Raw genomic sequence first — 17,596 nt, 5'->3', positions numbered from 1 at the left:
TTCGAGCGAGATTGCTTGGAAGACGGCCGTCCCGGATGGGGCGGCCGTTTTTCTTTGCGCGCTCGGCCGCGTCCGGCGCCGCGTCTCACTCCACCGTGACGGACTTGGCCAGGTTGCGCGGCTGGTCCACGTCGGCGCCCTTCAGCACGGCCACGTGGTAGGCCAGCAGCTGGATGGGCGGGGCGTAGACGATGGGGGCGATGAGCGGGTCGCAGGGCGGCGCGGTCACCACCACCCGGGCGCCCTTCGGGGCGTGCTGGGCGCCCTGCGGGTCGGTGATGAACACCACCTGGCCGCCGCGGGCCATGACCTCGTTCATGTTCGAGGCCGACTTCTCGAAGTAGCTGTCGGACGGCGCGAGGATGACGATCGGCGTCGCCTCGTCGACGAGGGCGATGGGCCCGTGCTTCAGCTCGCCGGCGGCGTAGCCCTCGGCGTGGATGTAGCTGATCTCCTTGAGCTTCAGGGCGCCTTCCAGGGCCAGCGGGTACATGGGGCCGCGGCCCAGGTAGAGGACGTCGCGCGCCTTGGCGACCTCCTGGGCGACGCCGCGGACCGCGTCCTCCAGCTCGATGGACTCGGCGATCAGGCGGGGCGCCTCCAGCAGCACCCTCACGCAGCGCTGCTCCTCGGCGGCGTCGATGCGGCCGCGGGCGCGGGCGGCGGCGACCGCGATCGCCGTCAGGACCGCCACCTGGGCGGTGAAGGCCTTGGTGGAGGCGACGCCGATCTCGGGACCGCAGTGGATGGGCCAGACCACGTCCACCTCGCGGGCCATGGTGGACTCCGTGGCGTTGACGACGGCCGCGCTCGCCATCCCGCGGGCCTGGCAGTAGCGCAGCGCCGCCAGGGTGTCGGCGGTCTCGCCCGACTGCGACATGGCGATCACCAGCGATCCGGCGCGCAGCGACGGCTGGCGGTAGCGGAACTCGGACGCGATCTCGACGTCCACCGGCAGGTCGGCCAGCCGCTCGATCAGGTACTTGCCCAGCAGGCCCGCGATGTAGCTCGTGCCGCAGGCCACGACCTGGATCCGCTCCAGCGCGGCGAAGTCGGCGCCGCCGGGGATGGCGGTGGTCGCGGTCAGCGCATCGACGTAGGCCGAAATGGTGCGCTGGCACCCCTCGGGCTGGTCGTGGATCTCCTTCTCCATGAAGTGGCGGTAGTTGCCCTTCTCGACGAGCGCTGCGGAGGCGGCGACGGTCTTGACGGGGCGTTTCGCGGGGCGGCCGGCGGCGTCGAAGATGCGGGCCTCGTGGTGGTCGATGGCGACGAAGTCGCCCTCCTCGAGGTAGCAGACCCGGTTCGTGAACGGGCCCACCGCCAGGGCGTCCGAGCCCAGGAACATCTCGCCGTCGCCATAGCCCACCACGAGCGGGCTGCCGCGCCGGGCGCCCATGATGAGGCCGTCGTGGCCCTCCACGAGCACGGCCAGGGCGTAGGCGCCGGTCAGCTGGTCGAGGGTCGCCTTCAGCGCCTCGAGCGGCGTGCGGCCGCCGGCGAGTTCGCTGTCGAGGAGGGCGGCGATGATCTCGGTGTCGGTGTCGCTCTCGAACGTGTGGCCGGTCTCGCGCAGGCGGTCCCGCAATTCGGCGAAGTTCTCGATGATGCCGTTGTGCACCAGGGTCACGCGGCCCTGGGCGTGGGGGTGCGCGTTCCGGACCGACGGCGCGCCATGGGTCGCCCAGCGGGTGTGGCCGATCCCCACGGTCGCGGTGAGCGGCTCGGCGGCGAGCACCTCCTCCAGCGCGCGGATCTTGCCCTCGGCCCGGCGGCGGACCAGCCGGCCGTCCACGACGCCGGCGATCCCGGCCGAGTCGTAGCCGCGGTACTCCAGCCGCTTGAGGCTCTCGATCAGCCGATCCTGGACGGGCAGGGTCCCGACGATGCCGATGATGCCGCACATGTGGCCCAAGCGTCCTTTGTGATAGAGGCGAATCCCGAGGGGTCGCCGGTCCTGCGGCGCTTTAGCATCAGCTAAGGTCTGACCCACGAAAAGTCTGTTGCGGAACGTTCTGGTCCCCGAGAGCCATCCCTCATGAGCAAGCGCGCCTATTTCGGCACCGACGGCATCCGCGGCGAGGCCAACCGCCACCCCATGACGGCGGAGGTGGCCCTGCGCGTCGGCATGGCGGCCGGCAAGCTCTTCATGTCGAAGGACGACCGGCGGCACCTGGTGGTGATCGGCAAGGACACGCGGCTGTCGGGCTACATGATCGAGCCGGCGCTGGTGGCGGGGTTCACCTCGGTGGGCATGGACGTGCGCCTGTTCGGGCCGCTTCCGACCCCCGGCGTGGCGATGATGACGCGCAGCCTGCGGGCCGACCTGGGCGTGATGATCTCGGCCTCGCACAACGCGTTCTCGGACAACGGCATCAAGCTGTTCGGCCCCGACGGCTACAAGCTCTCGGACGAGCAGGAGCTCGAGATCGAGGCCCGCATGGACGAGGGCCTGCAGCAGAACCTGTGCCCGCCCGACGCGCTGGGCCGGGTGCAGCGGATCGACGACTCCCAGGCCCGCTACATCGAGATCGCCAAGGCGACCTTCCCCCGAGGCCTAAACCTCGCCGGCATGCGGATCGTCATCGATTGCGCCAACGGCGCCGCCTACAAGGTCGCGCCCACCGCGCTCTACGAGCTGGGCGCCGAGGTGATTCCGGTGGGCGTGAGCCCCAACGGCTTCAACATCAACCAGGAGTGCGGCTCGACGTCGCCGGCCGCCATGCAGAAGGCGGTGAAGGAGTACCGCGCGGACATCGGCATCGCGCTGGACGGCGACGCCGACCGGCTGGTGATCTGCGACGAGAAGGGCCAGATCGTCGACGGCGACCAGATCATGGCCCTGATCGCGGGCGAATGGGCCGCGCGCCAGATCCTGCGCGGCGGCGGCGTCGTCGCCACCGTGATGTCGAACCTCGGCCTGGAACGGTTCCTGGGCGCGCGGGGGCTGAAGCTGGAGCGCACGCAGGTGGGCGACCGCTATGTCATGGCCCGCATGCGCCAGGGCGACTTCAACGTCGGGGGAGAGCAGTCCGGGCACCTGATCCTGTCGGATTTCTCCACCACCGGCGACGGCCTGCTGGCGGCGCTGCAGGTGCTGGCGGTGCTAAAGGCCGGCAAGAAGCGGATGAGCGAGCTCGCCCGCCAGTTCGACCCCGTGCCGCAGAAGCTGGAGAACGTGCGCTTCGCCGGCGGCAAGCCGCTGGAGGACGCCGCGGTCAAGCAGGTGGTGGCCGAGGCCGAGCAGCGGCTGAACGGATCGGGCCGGCTGGTCATCCGCCCCTCGGGCACCGAGCCCCTGATCCGGATCATGGCCGAGGGCGACGACGAGAAGCTGGTCAGCCAGCTCGTCAAGGAGATCGCCGGCGCCGTGAAGCGCGCCGCCGCCTGACAGGGTTAGCGCGGCCGCAACCAAAGGGGGTCGCCAAGCCGTATCTGCTGTGTCAGTCTGGACACAATGTCCCCGGCTCGACCCGGGGGCGGCGACAGAAGACGGTTTGGGAGGAATACATGCGGCGCGATCTCGCCCTTTCGGGCGTCGCGCGGCAGGCTGAGCGGCCCGTCCGCTCCGTGGCCTGCCTCGCTTTCGTGGCGGTTCTGGGCGCGGCCTTCTGGGCGGGCGCCGCGTGGATCGCGGAGAACTTCCTTCGGATGGCCGGCGCCGGGTTCTAGGCCCGCGGCTTGGCGTTCCGATACCGGATGATCGAGAACCGTAGGCTCGATCCCACCACCGCATCCCGAAGCGGCCAGATGTCCTGCACGATGCGCACCTCCGCTCCGGAGCGCGCCAGGGCGGCGAGCACGTCGTCGACCGCCGAGACCCTCAGGGGTTCAACCGCCTCGCGCGAGATCCAGTAGCCGGCCTCGACGTCGGCCTCGACGAACGTCTCCGGCGGCAACTCATAGAGCGCGAGCCGGGTCGTCCTGACGGTCGCCAGCCCCTCCACCGGAAACGCCACCACCTGCGTCGCGCCGCCCAGGAACCGCTCGGCGTCCTCGGCCGTCGTCTGCGGCCCGCGGCGGAAGCAGACGCGTGGACAGTCCCGCGGCAGCAGGTAGTTGGGAAGGTGCGCCTCGCAGATCGCACAGACGCAGGTCCCGAGGGTCGTGTTGCTGGACGGCGACGGCCGCGGGTCGAAGCGGCCGATCGTGAAGTCCTCGCTGACGTGGAACAGTCTCACGCCGCCTCCGCCGGGCTGTGAGCCCGCCGGATATCATCCGGCGGAGCCGAGCCCAACGGGTCCGCAGACGGGCAGGGGCGACGGGTTCGAGGCCGCCCTATCGGCCGACGCTGGAGTAGCTGAACCCGCGCGCCTGCATGTCGGCGGGCTTGTAGATGTTGCGCAGGTCGATCAGCACCGGCTGCTTCATCAGCAGCTTGATGCGGTCCAGGTCGAGCGCCCGGAACTGGTCCCACTCGGTGATGATCACCAGCGCGTCGGCGCCCTCGGCCACGGCGTAGGGGTCGGTCTTGAAGTCCACGCCCGTCAGCAGCTTCTCCGCTTCGTGGCCCTCGGGGTCGAAGGCCTGGATCCGGGCGCCCTTGTCCTGCAGGGCGGGGATGATCGACAGCGACGGGGCGTCGCGCATGTCGTCCGTGTTCGGCTTGAACGTCAGGCCCAGGACGCCGACGGTCTTGCCCTTCACGTCGCCGTCGAGGGCCTTGATGACCTTGCGGGCCATGGCGCGCTTGCGCTCGTCGTTCACCTTGACGGTGGTCTCGACCAGCTCCACGGGCGCCCCGGCGTCGCGGGCCGTGCGCACAAGGGCGATGGTGTCCTTCGGGAAGCACGAGCCGCCGTATCCGGGACCCGCGTTCAGGAACTTGCCGCCGATGCGGCCGTCCAGGCCGATGCCGCGCGCCACCTGCTGCACGTCGGCGCCCACCGCCTCGCAGAGGTCGGCCATCTCGTTGATGTAGGTGATCTTGAGCGCCAGGAAGGCGTTGGCGGCGTACTTGATCAGCTCGCTCGTCCGGCGGCTGGTGAAGAGGATCGGGGTCTCGTTCAGGTACAGCGGACGGTAGAGCTCGCGCATCACCGCCTGGGCGCGCTCGTCCGAAGTGCCGACCACCACGCGGTCGGGCCGCTTGAAGTCCTCGATCGCCGCGCCCTCGCGCAGGAATTCCGGGTTGGAGACCACGGCCACGTCCGCGTTCGGCGCGACCCGCTTGAAGATGGCCTCGATCTCGTCGCCGGTGCCCACCGGCACGGTCGACTTGGTGACGACGACGGTGAAGCCCTGCACCAGCCCGGCGATCTCCTCCGCGGCCGCATAGACGTAGCTAAGATCGGCGTAGCCGTCGCCGCGCCGCGACGGCGTCCCCACCCCGATGAAGACCGCGTCCGCCTCCCGGATGGCCTGGGTGGCGTCGGTGTCGAAGAACAGGCGGCCGGCCTTCACGTTGCTGGCCACCAGCACGTCGAGACCCGGCTCGTAGATCGGGATGCCGCCCGACCTCAGCTGCTCGATCTTCGAGGCGTCCTTGTCGATGCAGGTCACGACATGGCCGAAGTCGGCGAAGCACGCTCCGCTCACCAGGCCCACATAGCCCGTCCCGATCATCGCCACGCGCATTCCAGACTCCCCTAAGAGGCTACCGCTTCTATCCACGCAGGATGCGGCGCCGCAACGGCACAGACGGTCCGCGGGTCAGCAAGACTCGCGCCGCTCACAACGAGATCCTCAGATCTCCTGGTTGTACTTCCCCACCTGCGGGCGCTTCGCCAGCCGCGGCTTGACCTCCTCGCGGAAGAGCGCGCGCATGTCGTCCTCAGAGCGGGTGCTCTCCACGACGACCACGATCTCGGGCTTGTTCGACGACGCGCGGACCAGGACCCACGAGCCGTCCTCGAGCGCCACGCGGACGCCGTTGACGGTGATCACGTCGACGATCCTGCGTCCCAGGATCGTGCCGCCGGCCTTGGCGAACGCGCTGTACTCGGCGACCACGTCGTCGACGACCCCGTACTTCTCCTCGTCGGCGCAGTGCGGGCTCATGGTGAGCGACGTCCAGGCGACCGGCAGCGCCTTCTTCAGGTCGCTGAGCTTCTTGTCCGGGTTGCGGTCCAGCATCGACAGGATCGCGGCGGCGGCCACGAGGCCGTCATCGTAGCCGCGGCCGATCGGCGGGTTCATGAAGAAGTGGCCGCTCTTCTCGAAGCCGGCCAGCGCGCCGAGTTCGGCGGTCTTGCGCTTGATGTAGCTGTGGCCGGTCTTCCAGTAGACGGTCTTGGCGCCGTTGGCCTTCAGCACGGGATCGGTGGCGAAGAGCCCCGTGGACTTCACGTCGACGATGAAGGTGGCGTCCTTGTGCAGCGCCGACAGGTCGCGGGCCAGCATCAGGCCGATCTTGTCGGCGAAAATCTCCTCGCCCTCGTCGTCGACCACGCCGCAGCGGTCGCCGTCGCCGTCGAAGCCGAGGGCGACGTCGGCGCCGTGCTCGCGGACGGCCTTGGCCATCTCGGAGAGCATGTGGTGGTCCTCGGGGTTCGGATTGTACTTCGGGAAGGTCCAGTCGAGGTCGCAATCCATCTCGACCACCTCGGCCACGCCCATGCGCCGCAGGGCCTGCGGGGCGAAGGCGCCGGCGGTGCCGTTGCCGCAGGCGGCGATCACCTTGAGCGGCCGGCTCAGGCTCGCGCGCGAGGCCGCGTCGGCGATGTAGCGCTCGGCGACGCCTCCGATATGCGCGACCGAGCCGCCCGGGCGCTGGGCCCACTTGCCGCCGAGCACGATCTCCTTCAGCCGGCCCATCTCGTCGGGGCCGAAGGTGAGCGGCCGCTGGGCGCCCATCTTCACGCCGGTCCAGCCGTTCTCGTTATGGCTGGCGGTGACCATGGCCACGCACGGCGCGTCGAGGTCGAACTGGGCGAAGTAGGCCATCGGCGAAACCGAGAGCCCGATGTCCAGCACCTCGCAGCCGGCCGCCACCAGTCCGATCGTCAGCGCCTGCTTGATGCTGAGCGAATAGCTGCGGAAGTCGTGCCCGACCACGATGCGCGTCTGGCCCATCTCGTGGATCAGCGTGCCCAGGCCCAGGCCCAGGGCCTGGATGCCCAGCAGGTTGATCTCGGGCCCGAACAGCCAGCGCGCGTCGTATTCCCGGAAGCCGGTCGCCTTCACCAGCGGCGCATTCTCGTAGTCGAACGTGTTGGCGACGAGGTCGGCGCGGGGGGCAGGCAGCATCGGAACTCCGGGATCGCACGCTGGGCGTTGGGTGTTTAGCGCGGCCGATAGCCGCAGCGCCACTGAGGAAGCCTTAACGGGAGCCCGCTGTTCCGCAGCGGCCGCTACATGACCCCGGCGCGCAGCAGGTCGTGGACGTGCAGGATGCCCACGGGCTTGCCGGCGTCGACCACGAAGAGCACCGTGACGGCGGGCGGCGGATCGCTCATCAGGGCCAGGGCCTCGCCGGCCAGCATGCCGGGGGGCGCCACCTTCTTCGGCCCAGGCGTCATCACCTCGCCGGCGGTGTGGTCGAGCAGGCCCTCGATGTGGCGGCGCAGGTCGCCGTCGGTGATGGCCCCCAGCAGCACGCCCTTGGGATCGACGACGCCGACGATCCCCCAGCGCTTCTCGCTCATGACCAGGAGCGCCTCGCGCATCGGCGTCTCGGGCGCCACCAGCGGCAGCTCCTCGCGGCCGTGCATGAGGTCGGCCGCCGTGCGCAGGAGGGCGCCCAGCTTGCCGCCGGGGTGGAAGACCTTGAAGTCCTGCGGCCGGAAGCCCCGCCGCTCGAGCAGCGCCACCGCCAGCGCGTCGCCCAGCGCGATCTGGAGCGTCGTGGAGGTGGTGGGCGCATTGACCGCGTCCGCGGCCTCCGGCGCGTCGGGCAGGCGCAGCACGATGTCGGCGGCCAGGCCCAGCGCGCTGTCGGCCGAAGTGGTCATGCCGATCAGGGGGATATGGAACCGCGCCGCATAGGCGATCACGTCGGCGAGCTCGCGGGTCTCGCCGGTCTTCGACAGCGCCAGGATCACGTCGTCCTGGCCGATCATGCCGAGGTCGCCGTGGCTGGCCTCGCTGGGGTGCACGAAGATCGCCGCCGAGCCGGTGGAGGCCAGGGTGGCGGCGATCTTGCGCGCCACGTGGCCCGACTTGCCGATCCCGGTGCAGACGATCCGGCCCCTCGCGCCGAACAGCATCTCGACCGCGGCCGCGAAGCTTCCGTCGAGCTCGCGCGCCAGGCGGGTCAGGGCCTCGGCCTCGGTCTCGAGCACCCGGCGCCCGACAGCGATGGTGTCCTTCTCGGTCATTGCGAGGGCGCGATCGCCTGGTTCTGGATGTTGCGCACCGCCTCGCGCGCCTGGTCGACCCGCTTCTGGGCGGCCTCGGTCTCGCGCATCATGCGGGCCTGCATCTCGGGGCTGCGCAGCACCGGATCGTGGCCGAAGGGGGCCGGGGAGCGGTCGCCCAGCCCCTGCGGCCAGACCAGCGCCAGGGCCACCGCGGCGGCGGCGGCGAGCGCAAGCAGGCCCAGGTAGAAGCGGTCGAACATGGCCCCGCTATAGCCCGCGCCGGGTTGACGGGGTAGGGCCGCCGATCTAGCCCCACCGTCCGCAACCAGAGGAGCCGCCGCCTTGCCCACCCTGATCCTGCTGCGTCACGGACAGAGCCAGTGGAACCTGGAAGACCGCTTCACCGGCTGGGTCGACGTCGACCTCACCGCCCAGGGCGAGGCCGAGGCGAAGAAGGGCGGCGAACTGATCAAGGCCGCGGGCCTGTCGATCGACCGCGTGTTCACGTCCGTCCTGACCCGCGCGATCCGCACCTCGTGGCTCGCGCTGCACGCCGCCGGCCAGACGTTCGTGCCCGAGGTGAAGGACTGGCGGCTGAACGAGCGGCACTACGGCGGCCTCACCGGCCTCAACAAGACCGAGACCGCCGCCAAGCACGGGGCCGACCAGGTGAAGATCTGGCGGCGCAGCTACGACATCCCGCCGCCGGACCTCGCGCCGGGCGGCGAGTTCGACTTCTCCCGCGACCGCCGGTACGCCGGCGCCAGCCTGCCGGTGACCGAGAGCCTGAAGACCACGCTCGACCGCGTGCAGCCCTATTGGGACGCCGACATCGTCCCCTGCCTGAAGCGCGGCGAGACCCTGCTGGTGGCGGCGCACGGCAACTCGCTGCGGGCCATCGTCAAGCTTCTGTTCGGCGTGTCGAACGACGACATCGTGGGCGTGGAGATCCCCACCGGCAATCCGCTGGTGATCGACCTGGACGCAGGCCTGAAGCCGACCGCCGCACGCTACCTCGACGAGGCCCGCGCCACGGCGCTGCCGCCGGTCTGACCACAGCGGCCTTTCGCGCCGGCGCGATCGCGGGTCATGATGGCCGCATGACCGACGAAGACGCCATGCGCCGCGCCATCGCGCTCGCCAAGGCCCAGGTCGGCCGCACGGGCGACAACCCCGCGGTCGGCTGCGTCATCGTCCGCGACGGCGTGGTGGTCGGCGAGGGGGTCACCGGCGAGGGCGGGCGGCCGCACGGCGAGGAGGTCGCCCTCGACCAGGCCGGCGAGCGCGCGCGCGGCGCCACGGTCTACGTCACCCTCGAGCCCTGTGCGAAGCGATCGGCGGGCGGCCTGTCCTGCAGCGAGCGGCTGGTCGCCGCGGGCGTCGCCCGCGTGGCCTACGCCTGCCCCGATCCGTCGGTGTTCGCCGCCGGCGACGGCGCGCGTCGGTTGCAGGCCGCCGGCGTGACTGCAAACCTGGGGTTGCTGGGCGCCGAGGCGGCGTCCCTCTACGCGAGCTATCGCCCGGCAAAACCTACGGAAAGTCGCCGTTAATCGACCTGGCCTAACAAGGTTCACGCAGTCTTTCTCGTCAGCCGGCCGGATGTCGACCAACAGCGCACGCAGCCTCGTCCAGTCCCGCCTCTCGCAGGCGGAGGTCGACGTCGTCTGTGCGCGCCATGACCGGCTCTGGAGCGCCAAGCCCGGCGGCGCCCGGGCGGTGTTCGCCTTCAAGGACCTCTCCGGCGTCGATCTCCGCGGCCGCAACCTGTGCGACGCCGACTTCACGGGCGCGATCCTGACCGATTGCCAGCTGCGCGGGGCGCGCCTGGACAACGCCACCCTCTTCTGCGCCGACCTCACCGGGTCCGACCTGCGGGAGGCTTCGCTGCGGCGGGCGGACCTGCGCGGCTCGTGCATGCGCAACGTGGACCTCACGGGCGCCGACCTGTTCGAGGCGGACCTGCGGGAGGGCACCCTGGCGGCCGCCGACCGCCAGTTCGGCCTGCGCAAGCTGGAGACGGGCGCGCCCAACCTCGGCGAGCTGCAGGGCGCGATCCTGGCCGGCGCCAACCTCGAGCGCTCGCGCCTGTCGGGCGCCATGGCCGTCCGCGCCGACTTCACCGACGCGGTGCTGAAGGACGCCAAGCTCATCCGTGCGAACCTGAAGCAGGCGACCCTGTCGGGGGCCAACCTGTCGGGCGCGGACCTGTCGGGCGCCGACCTCGCCGGGGCCGACCTCACGGACGCCATCCTGGTGGGCGCGCGCACCGTGGCCTGGAACGTCTCCAACGCGAACATGGCGGGCGCCCTGACGGACGTCCCGGTGGGGCGCCCGCTGAGCGATCTGCCGTACGACCAGATGATCAAGGACCACGCCCGCTGGTGCGAGACCGGCGGCGGCGAGGGCAAGCCGTCGTCGTTCGACAACGCCGACCTTCGCGCCCTGGGATCGATCAAGGGCTACAACCTGACGGCCCTGTCGGCGAAGGGGGCGGTGTTCTACGGCCTGGACATGGAGGGCGTGCAGCTTCAGGGCGCGCACCTGGAGGGCGCGGACCTGCGCAACTGCACCCTGCGGCGCGCCGACCTGCGGGGCGCGCGCCTGGTGGGCGCGAAGCTCTCGGGGGCGGACCTGCGCGACGCCCAGATGGGCCCCCTGCTGCTGGGGGCGGACCGCGTCCTGCCGTGCAACCTGGCCGGGGCGCAGCTCAAGGGCGCCGACCTGTCGAACGCCGACGTCCGCCACGCGGTCTTCACCGACGCCGACATCAGCCGATCGAACTTCACCGGGGCCATGGTCAAGCAGGCCGACTTCAGCGCCGTGGCGCACCGGCAGGGCGCCCGCGGTCTGGACGATGTGATCTGACCGCCATGCGGCTCGCGACGCCAAGCCAGGAGCCGTTCCTGCCGGGCCGCCGCCGCCTGAGCGAAGGCGAGCTTGCGATCCTGCTCGATGGCCACGCCCGCTTCGTGGCCGGCAAGGGCGGCAAGCGCGCGCACCTCAGCTACGTCGACTTCCGGGGGCTGAACCTGGCCGGGCGCCAGCTGGCGGGGGCGGACTTCACCGGCTCGGTCTTCGACGGCGCCGAGCTGGCCGGCGCCAACCTCGAGGGCGCGATCCTGGCGGGCTGCGACCTGCGCGCCGCCAACCTGCGGGCCGCCAACCTGCGGCGGGCCGACCTGCGCGGCGCCTGCCTGCAAGGCGCCAACCTCGCGGGGGCCGACCTGACCGAGGCCGACCTGCGACCGGGCGTGATCGGCCGGCCGCATCCCACCAAGGGGCTGCCCGCGGTGGTGGAGGAGGGGCGCGGCGGCGAGATCGACGGGGCGAACCTGTCCGGCGCCACCCTGGACCGCTCGCGCCTGGACGGCCTCTATGCCGCCGAGGCCGACTTCGCGGACGCCTCGCTGCGCGGCGCCGTGATCGCCGACGCCAACCTGAAGGGCGCGAACTTCGCCGGGGCGCTGCTCGCGTCGGCCTTGCTTTCCGGCGCGCAGCTGGAGGGCGCGCAGTTCGCGGGCGCCGACCTCCACGCCGCAGACCTGGCCGGGGTGCGCAATGCGAAGCTGGACGGCGCCGTCGAGGCGCCGACGCGCGACGTGATCGCCCGGTGCGCGAAGCTGGTCGAACAGGCGCGGGCGCATTCCGCCTGGGTGGCGTCGGGCGGCGCCGATGGCGCGCCGACTCAGCTCGACGGGGCCGACCTGCGCCCCGCCGGCGAGGCGCTGCGGGGGCTGAAGCTGAGCGCCCTGAGCGCCAGGGGCGCGAACCTCGCCGGTCTGGACCTGACGGGCGTCGAGCTGCAGGGCGCCAATCTCGAGGGCTGCGACCTGCGCGGCGCGATCCTCGAGGGCGCCGACCTGCGCGGTTGCCGCCTGATGCGGTCGGACCTCACCCGCGTGAACCTGGCGAAGGCCAACCTCGGCCCCCTGCCGCTGGGGCCGGGGCGCTCGACGCCCGCGAACCTCACCGGCGCCCGGCTGCGCTACGCCCGGCTGGACGGCGCGACCATCACCGACGCCGTCCTGCAGGACGCCGACCTTCGCGGCGCGCGGCTACCCGCTTAGGGTAACTTCCCGATGCCCGACCATCCCGGCGAATGCCGGGATCCAGATGAATGGCTCCGAAGCAGGCTCTAAAGGGGCCGAGCCCTTCCCGTCACGATCGGGCACGAAGAACTGGGTCCCGGCATTCGCCGGGACGGTCGGGAGATATTGGAACCGCTGATATCGAACGAGGAGACTGAGCGCGTCTCGACCCGGGGACCGGGTCTCCGGTTCCGGAAGACGCCCCGAGTCTCAGACGGCGGCGCGGTTCGCCGGCGGCTCGACCGACCAGATCTTCTCGATGTTGTAGAACGAGCGGACCTCGGGCCGGAACAGGTGGACGATCACGTCGCCGGCGTCGATCAGGACCCAGTCCGCATGCGGCATGCCCTCGACCCGGCACTTGCCGTACCCGGCCTCCTTCAGGGCGCGCAGCAGATGGTCGGCCATCGCGCCCACGTGCCGCTGCGAACGGCCCGAGGCGACGATGAGCCCGTCCGCAACGGGGCTCTTGCCCTTGAGGTCGATAAAGACGACGTCCTGGGCCTTGTCCTCGTCCAGCCGCGAGAGGATGAGGTCCTCGATCGCGGTGATCCGGCCCGGATCGTTGATGGAGGCTTCGGCGCTTGCCGGGGCCTCGTGCGCCGTCGACGGCGCAGGGTTACGGTTCAGCGGGTTGCTCCTTTGGTGTCCACGCTTCGGTGATCCTACCACAGGCCGGGGCGGCCGGGCAGGGCCCACGCAACACCCATTCAAGCCGGGGCGGCGCGCGCCGGTTCCCGCCTAGCTCTTGTGCGGCGGCTGCGCCCGCGCCCGCGCCCGCAGCGCCGTCGAGGACTGGAAGTTGAAGCGGCCGAACAGGAACACCCAGGCCGGCGTCGGGCTGCCCGGCAGGCGGATCGCGCTCTGCGGCGCGCGGCGGTAGCGGCCGAAGCGCTGGGCCGCGGGCGAGAAGCGGCTCTTCAGCGAGATCCAGGGCCGCGAGACGACGGCGACGGGGACCTCGCGCATGATGTCCGTCCAGCCCTTCCAGCGATGGAACGAGGCCAGGCTGTCCGCGCCCATGATCCAGACGAACCGGACGCCGGGAAAGCGCGCCTTCAGCGTGCGGATCGTGTCGACCGTGTAGGTGGAGCCCAGCCGGGCCTCGGCGGCGGTCACCACCATGCCGGGCCCGCGCGTGAGCGCCTCGACCCCGGCGATGCGGTCGGCGAGGTCTGCGGTGTCCTGCCCGCGCTTCAGCGGGTTCTGGGGCGACACGAGCCAGATCACGCGGTCGAGCCCCAGGCGCCGCTTGGCCGTCTCGGCCACGTGGGCGTGGCCGTCGTGGGCCGGGTTGAAGGAACCGCCGTAGAGCCCGACCTTCATGCCCCGCGACAGGGTGAAGCCCAGGCGGAGCGCCTGCGGACGGCCGGCGAGGGGCGCGCGGCGCGCCGGGCCTGCGAACCACATGCGCGGGGCTTACCGGGCGCGCGGCGGGGTCGGCGCGCCCCCGCGGTCGAGGTGCGGATCCGCCTGCCGGACCCGGGACCTGACGGTGAAGACGCCGTCGCCGGCCAGGACGCCGCCGCGGGCGAACAGCCGGCCGTTCTCCCAGTTCGAGAGCCCGAGCTCGGGCCGGTTCAGCGCGTACTGGCCGTCGACCCAGCGGGTGAAGCCGTCCCCCACGAAGGGGGCGTCGATGGTGGCGTAGAAGCGGTCGTGCGCCGCCGCGTCCGCGGAGATCAGGGCGGCCGCGAAGCGCGGGCTGAAGGTGTTGAACAGGGCCACGGCGTGGGCGACGTCGTCGACCACCTTCAGCGTGACCTCGGGCGTCTCTTCCCACTCCCATTCGCGGCCGAGGTCGGCGTCCGACAGGGGCTCGGCCAGCGGCTCTTCCACGGGACCCTCGGCGCGGACCACCGTGGCGCGGGCCGTGCGCCAGCGTTCGGGCAGCCGGGCCCAGTCGGCCTCGGCCACGTGCAGCTTCACGCCCCTGCGGCGCTCGCCGGCGCGCTCCAGCGCCTCGAGGAAGACCGGCAGGAGGGCGTCGGCGGCGTCGCGGGCGATGCAGCAGGTGTTGAGGGTGTTGCAGACCTTGCGGTCCAGCGAGTGGAACACCGCGGCGTGGAAGCGATCCGGATCGGCGGTGGCGTCGGCGACGATCCAGGCGCCGCCCGTGCCGTGCAGGCTGACCGGCGTTCCGGCCTGGCGCGCGATGGCGCCCAGCTGCGCCACGGCCGCGCCCGAGCCGCGCGCGACGGCCAGCGAAAGGCGGCTGTCGGCGAACATCGCCCAGCCCGCGGCGTGGGCGGCGGAGTCCACCAGCACGGCGGCGCCCTCGGGCAGCCCCGCCTTGGCCAGCGCGGGATCCAGCGCCTGGGCCACGATGGCCCGCGCCGTGCCCAGGGCGTCCGAGCCGATGCGGAAGACCACGGTGTTGCCGGCGCGGATCACGCCGGTGGCGTCGGCGAAGACGTTGGGCCGGCCCTCGAACACGAAGCCGACCACGCCCAGCGGCGCGACCAGCTGCTCGACGCTCCAGCCCGCGTGGCGGACTGTCTCGATGACCCGGCCGCGGGGCGGCTCGGCGTCGCGCCAGGCGCGTAGGCCCGCGATCATGTCGCGGCGCATGGCGTCGGTGGCGGCGAGGCGGGTGGTCGAGCGCCCGCGGGCGCGCGCCCGATCGACGTCCGCCGCGTTGGCGGCGGCGATGGCGGACCAGACGGCCTCGTCCTCGAGCCGGCGGGCGAAGGCCTCGAAGAAGGCGGTGATGGCGGCGTCGGGCGTCTCGCCCATCCGCGCGAAGGCCGCGGCCGCACGGCCGACGGCGGCGTCCGCGGCCGCCTGCTCCGCCGCGGGGATGTGCAGCAGGTCGCCGGTGTCCTGGACGACCACCAGGCGGTCGCCGGAGCGGAAGGCCGCGGCGAGGTCGGGGCTCACATAGGCCACGCGGTCGCCGGCGAAGGGGATCGCCTGGCCGGGCGCGAGCGCGTCCAGCCGGCCCGTCCCCGAACCGATCGGGCGGACCGCCTGCGCCTCCCTGCCTGTCGCGCCGTCGTCCACGGCTCCCCCTTTTGCTCGCCTTGAGCCTAACCTAGGCCGTCACCGCGCCCGCGGAAAGCGCGAGGTCGTCGGCATGCACCAGCGGCCCCGAGGTGTAGCCCAGCACCGCCTCGATGGCGTCCGACTTGAGCCCGCAGATTTTGGCCGCGTGGTCGGCGGGATAGCGCGACAGGCCGCGGGCGATCTCCACCCCGGCCGCGTCGCGGATCACCACGGCGTCGCCCTTCTCGAAGCGGCCGTCGATGCCGCGGACCCCGGCGGCCAGCAGGCTCTTGCCGCGCCGCACGGCGTCGGCGGCGCCGGCGTCCACGGTGACGGAGCCCGCCGGGGCCAGCGAGCCCGCGATCCAGGCCTTGTAGGCCGCCCGGGGCGTGGTCTCGGGCTCGATCACGGTGGCCTTCGCGCCGGCCTCGACCGCCGACAGCGGGCTGGGGCGCTCGCCCAGGGTGATGATCGTGGCGCAGCCGGCGTGGCTGGCGATGCGGGCCGCCTCGAGCTTCGTCGCCATGCCGCCGGTGCCGACGCCCGCAGCGGCGTTGGCGCCGCCGGCCATCGCCTCGATCTCGGGCGTCAGGCGCGCGATGCGGGGGATCAGGGTCGCGGCGGGATCGCGCCGGGGATCGGCCGTGTGCAGGCCCTCCACGTCGGAGAGCAGCACCAGCGCCTCGGCGCCCACGAGCTGGGCCACCCGGGCCGACAGGCGGTCGTTGTCGCCGACGCGGATCTCCTCGGTCACCACGGTGTCGTTCTCGTTGATCACCGGGATCACGTTGAGGCCCAGCAGGGTCTCGACGGTGGCGCGGGCGTTGAGCCAGCGGCGGCGAACCTCGGTGTCGTCGCGGGTCAGGAGCACCTGCGCGCAGGCGAGGCCGAGGGGGTCCAGGGCCTCCTCCCAGGCGCGCATCAGCGCCGACTGCCCGGCGGCCGCGGCGGCCTGCTTCTCGGGCAGGCTGAGGGCGCGCCGGCCGAGGCCCAGGCGGCGCCGGCCGAGCGCCACGGCGCCGGACGAGACGATCAGGACCTGCTGGCCCCGGGCCTTCAGGCGCGCCACGTCGGCGGCGAAGTCGGCCAGCCAAGCGGCATGCGCCGCGCCGTCCGGACCCACGAGGAGCGCGGACCCGACCTTGACGACGATGCGCCGGGCGGTGGCCAGTTCGCGCATCAGGGCCGCCATTCCTGGGGTCCCGCGGCCTCGGCGGCGGCCTCGGCCTTGCGCTCGCGCACGAGGGCGTAGGCCTCGCGCAGCAGCTCGGTCACGCCGATCTTCGCCACGCCCGACACCCGGCGCACCCTGGCGCCCACCGCGGCCTCGAGCTCGGCGGCTTTCTGGGCGATGGTCTCGGCGTCGAGCGCGTCGATCTTGTTCAGCGCGACGATCTCGGGCTTGTCCTCCAGCCCCTCGCCATAGGCGACCAGCTCGTGGCGGACCGTCTTCCAGGCGCCGGCCACGTCCTCCTGCGTCGCGTCGACCAGGTGGATCAGCACCGCGGTGCGCTCGACGTGCCCCAGGAACCGCGTCCCGATGCCGGCGCCCTCGCTGGCCCCCTCGATCAGGCCCGGGATGTCCGCGAGGATGAAGCGCTCGCCCTCCGAGATGTCCACCATGCCCAGGTTCGGCGCCAGGGTCGTGAAGGGGTAGTCGGCGATCTTGGGCTTGGCCGCGCTGGAGGCGGCCAGGAAGGTGGACTTGCCGGCGTTGGGCAGTCCGACCAGCCCCACGTCGGCGATCAGCTTCAGGCGCAGCCAGATCGCCATCTCCTGGCCTTCCTGGCCGGGGTTGGCGTGGCGCGGGGCCTGGTTGATGGGGCCCTTGAAGCGCTCGTTGCCGAAGCCGCCGTTGCCGCCCCTGAGGAGCTGCATCCGCTGCCCGGGCTGCGAGAGGTCGGCGATGAGCTGCTTGTCGTCGTCGAGCACCTCGGTGCCCACCGGCACCTTCAGGACCACGTCGGCCCCGGCGGCGCCGTGGCGGCTGCGGCCCATCCCGTGGACGCCCGTGCCGGCCTTGAAGTGCTGCTGGTAGCGGTAGTCGATCAGCGTGTTCAGGCCGTCGACGGCCTCGATCCAGATGTCGCCGCCCTTGCCGCCGTCGCCGCCGTCGGGACCGCCGTACTCGATGTACTTCTCGCGGCGGAAAGAGACCGCGCCGGCCCCGCCGTTGCCCGAGCGGACGTACACCTTGACCTGATCGAGGAACTTCATCGCCGGGGCCGATAGCACAAAACCGCGCCTGGAGCGCATCCCGCCGAGCATGAACCGCCCGCGATC

17 protein-coding genes are annotated in these 17,596 nt (G+C 72.1%); 6 read left to right on the top strand and 11 right to left on the bottom strand.

Annotated features, from left to right (window positions below; translation table 11 throughout):
• Positions 1–85: 85 nt before the first annotated feature.
• Positions 86–1,906, bottom strand: a complete 1,821-nt coding sequence (gene glmS / locus AC2D8W_RS19265) for a glutamine--fructose-6-phosphate transaminase (isomerizing) (protein WP_484672883.1) — start codon at positions 1,904–1,906, stop codon at positions 86–88.
• 132 nt (positions 1,907–2,038) lie between these two features.
• Between glmS and glmM the strand changes: the two genes are divergently transcribed.
• Positions 2,039–3,391: a phosphoglucosamine mutase gene (gene glmM, locus AC2D8W_RS19260; protein ID WP_484672882.1), complete on the top strand. Its 1,353-nt coding sequence runs from the start codon at positions 2,039–2,041 to the stop codon at positions 3,389–3,391.
• 119 nt (positions 3,392–3,510) lie between these two features.
• Positions 3,511–3,672 (top strand): hypothetical protein, encoded by a 162-nt coding sequence (locus tag AC2D8W_RS19255; protein ID WP_293483928.1) that lies wholly within the window; start codon positions 3,511–3,513, stop codon positions 3,670–3,672.
• On the opposite strand, the gene AC2D8W_RS19250 is transcribed toward AC2D8W_RS19255, so the two are convergent.
• From AC2D8W_RS19250 to AC2D8W_RS19230, 5 genes are all read right to left on the bottom strand, one after another.
• Positions 3,669–4,181, bottom strand: a complete 513-nt coding sequence (locus AC2D8W_RS19250) for a DUF6886 family protein (protein WP_484672881.1) — start codon at positions 4,179–4,181, stop codon at positions 3,669–3,671. The genes AC2D8W_RS19255 and AC2D8W_RS19250 overlap by 4 nt on opposite strands.
• A gap of 97 nt (positions 4,182–4,278) precedes the next feature.
• Positions 4,279–5,577 (bottom strand): UDP-glucose dehydrogenase family protein, encoded by a 1,299-nt coding sequence (locus AC2D8W_RS19245; RefSeq protein ID WP_484672880.1) that lies wholly within the window; start codon positions 5,575–5,577, stop codon positions 4,279–4,281.
• A gap of 108 nt (positions 5,578–5,685) precedes the next feature.
• The gene (locus AC2D8W_RS19240; protein ID WP_484672879.1) at positions 5,686–7,188 is read right to left on the bottom strand and encodes a phosphomannomutase/phosphoglucomutase; all 1,503 of its coding nucleotides are present in this window, start codon (positions 7,186–7,188) and stop codon (positions 5,686–5,688) included.
• 104 nt (positions 7,189–7,292) lie between these two features.
• On the bottom strand, positions 7,293–8,258 hold the full coding sequence (locus AC2D8W_RS19235; protein WP_484672878.1) for a KpsF/GutQ family sugar-phosphate isomerase: 966 nt from the start codon (positions 8,256–8,258) through the stop codon (positions 7,293–7,295).
• Positions 8,255–8,500: a hypothetical protein gene (locus AC2D8W_RS19230; RefSeq protein ID WP_484672877.1), complete on the bottom strand. Its 246-nt coding sequence runs from the start codon at positions 8,498–8,500 to the stop codon at positions 8,255–8,257. Before AC2D8W_RS19230 ends, AC2D8W_RS19235 begins: the two co-directional genes overlap by 4 nt.
• Positions 8,501–8,582: 82 nt before the next feature.
• On the opposite strand from AC2D8W_RS19230, the gene gpmA reads away from it, so the two are divergent.
• Genes gpmA through AC2D8W_RS19210 form a run of 4 tightly spaced genes read left to right on the top strand, consistent with a single transcriptional unit; the run spans position 8,583 to position 12,307 of the window.
• Entirely contained in the window at positions 8,583–9,293 is a 711-nt protein-coding gene (gene gpmA, locus AC2D8W_RS19225; RefSeq protein ID WP_484672876.1) for a 2,3-diphosphoglycerate-dependent phosphoglycerate mutase, read from the top strand.
• A gap of 47 nt (positions 9,294–9,340) precedes the next feature.
• Complete coding sequence (locus AC2D8W_RS19220; protein WP_484672875.1) at positions 9,341–9,790, top strand: deaminase; 450 nt, start codon at positions 9,341–9,343, stop codon at positions 9,788–9,790.
• Between the two features lie 49 nt (positions 9,791–9,839).
• Entirely contained in the window at positions 9,840–11,105 is a 1,266-nt protein-coding gene (locus tag AC2D8W_RS19215; protein ID WP_484672874.1) for a pentapeptide repeat-containing protein, read from the top strand.
• Positions 11,106–11,110: 5 nt separating this feature from the next.
• On the top strand, positions 11,111–12,307 hold the full coding sequence (locus tag AC2D8W_RS19210; RefSeq protein ID WP_484672873.1) for a pentapeptide repeat-containing protein: 1,197 nt from the start codon (positions 11,111–11,113) through the stop codon (positions 12,305–12,307).
• Between the two features lie 231 nt (positions 12,308–12,538).
• On the opposite strand, the gene rsfS is transcribed toward AC2D8W_RS19210, so the two are convergent.
• The 5 genes from rsfS to obgE form a co-directional block, all read right to left on the bottom strand.
• Positions 12,539–13,000, bottom strand: a complete 462-nt coding sequence (gene rsfS / locus AC2D8W_RS19205) for a ribosome silencing factor (protein ID WP_484672872.1) — start codon at positions 12,998–13,000, stop codon at positions 12,539–12,541.
• A 69-nt stretch (positions 13,001–13,069) separates the two neighbouring features.
• Positions 13,070–13,738 (bottom strand): nicotinate-nucleotide adenylyltransferase, encoded by a 669-nt coding sequence (locus tag AC2D8W_RS19200; protein ID WP_293482465.1) that lies wholly within the window; start codon positions 13,736–13,738, stop codon positions 13,070–13,072.
• Between the two features lie 9 nt (positions 13,739–13,747).
• Entirely contained in the window at positions 13,748–15,331 is a 1,584-nt protein-coding gene (locus tag AC2D8W_RS19195; protein ID WP_484672871.1) for an aldehyde dehydrogenase family protein, read from the bottom strand.
• 31 nt (positions 15,332–15,362) lie between these two features.
• Complete coding sequence (gene proB, locus AC2D8W_RS19190; protein WP_484672870.1) at positions 15,363–16,505, bottom strand: glutamate 5-kinase; 1,143 nt, start codon at positions 16,503–16,505, stop codon at positions 15,363–15,365.
• Positions 16,493–17,530 carry a GTPase ObgE gene (gene obgE, locus AC2D8W_RS19185; protein WP_484672869.1) on the bottom strand — a complete coding sequence of 346 codons (1,038 nt, stop codon included), beginning with the start codon at positions 17,528–17,530 and terminating at the stop codon, positions 16,493–16,495. Before obgE ends, proB begins: the two co-directional genes overlap by 13 nt.
• Positions 17,531–17,596: the final 66 nt, after the last annotated feature.

The organism is Phenylobacterium sp. T106, from assembly GCF_057219735.1.
The sequence above is the reverse complement of the archived record's forward strand: the minus strand, read 5'-3'. Positions and strand labels throughout refer to the sequence as shown.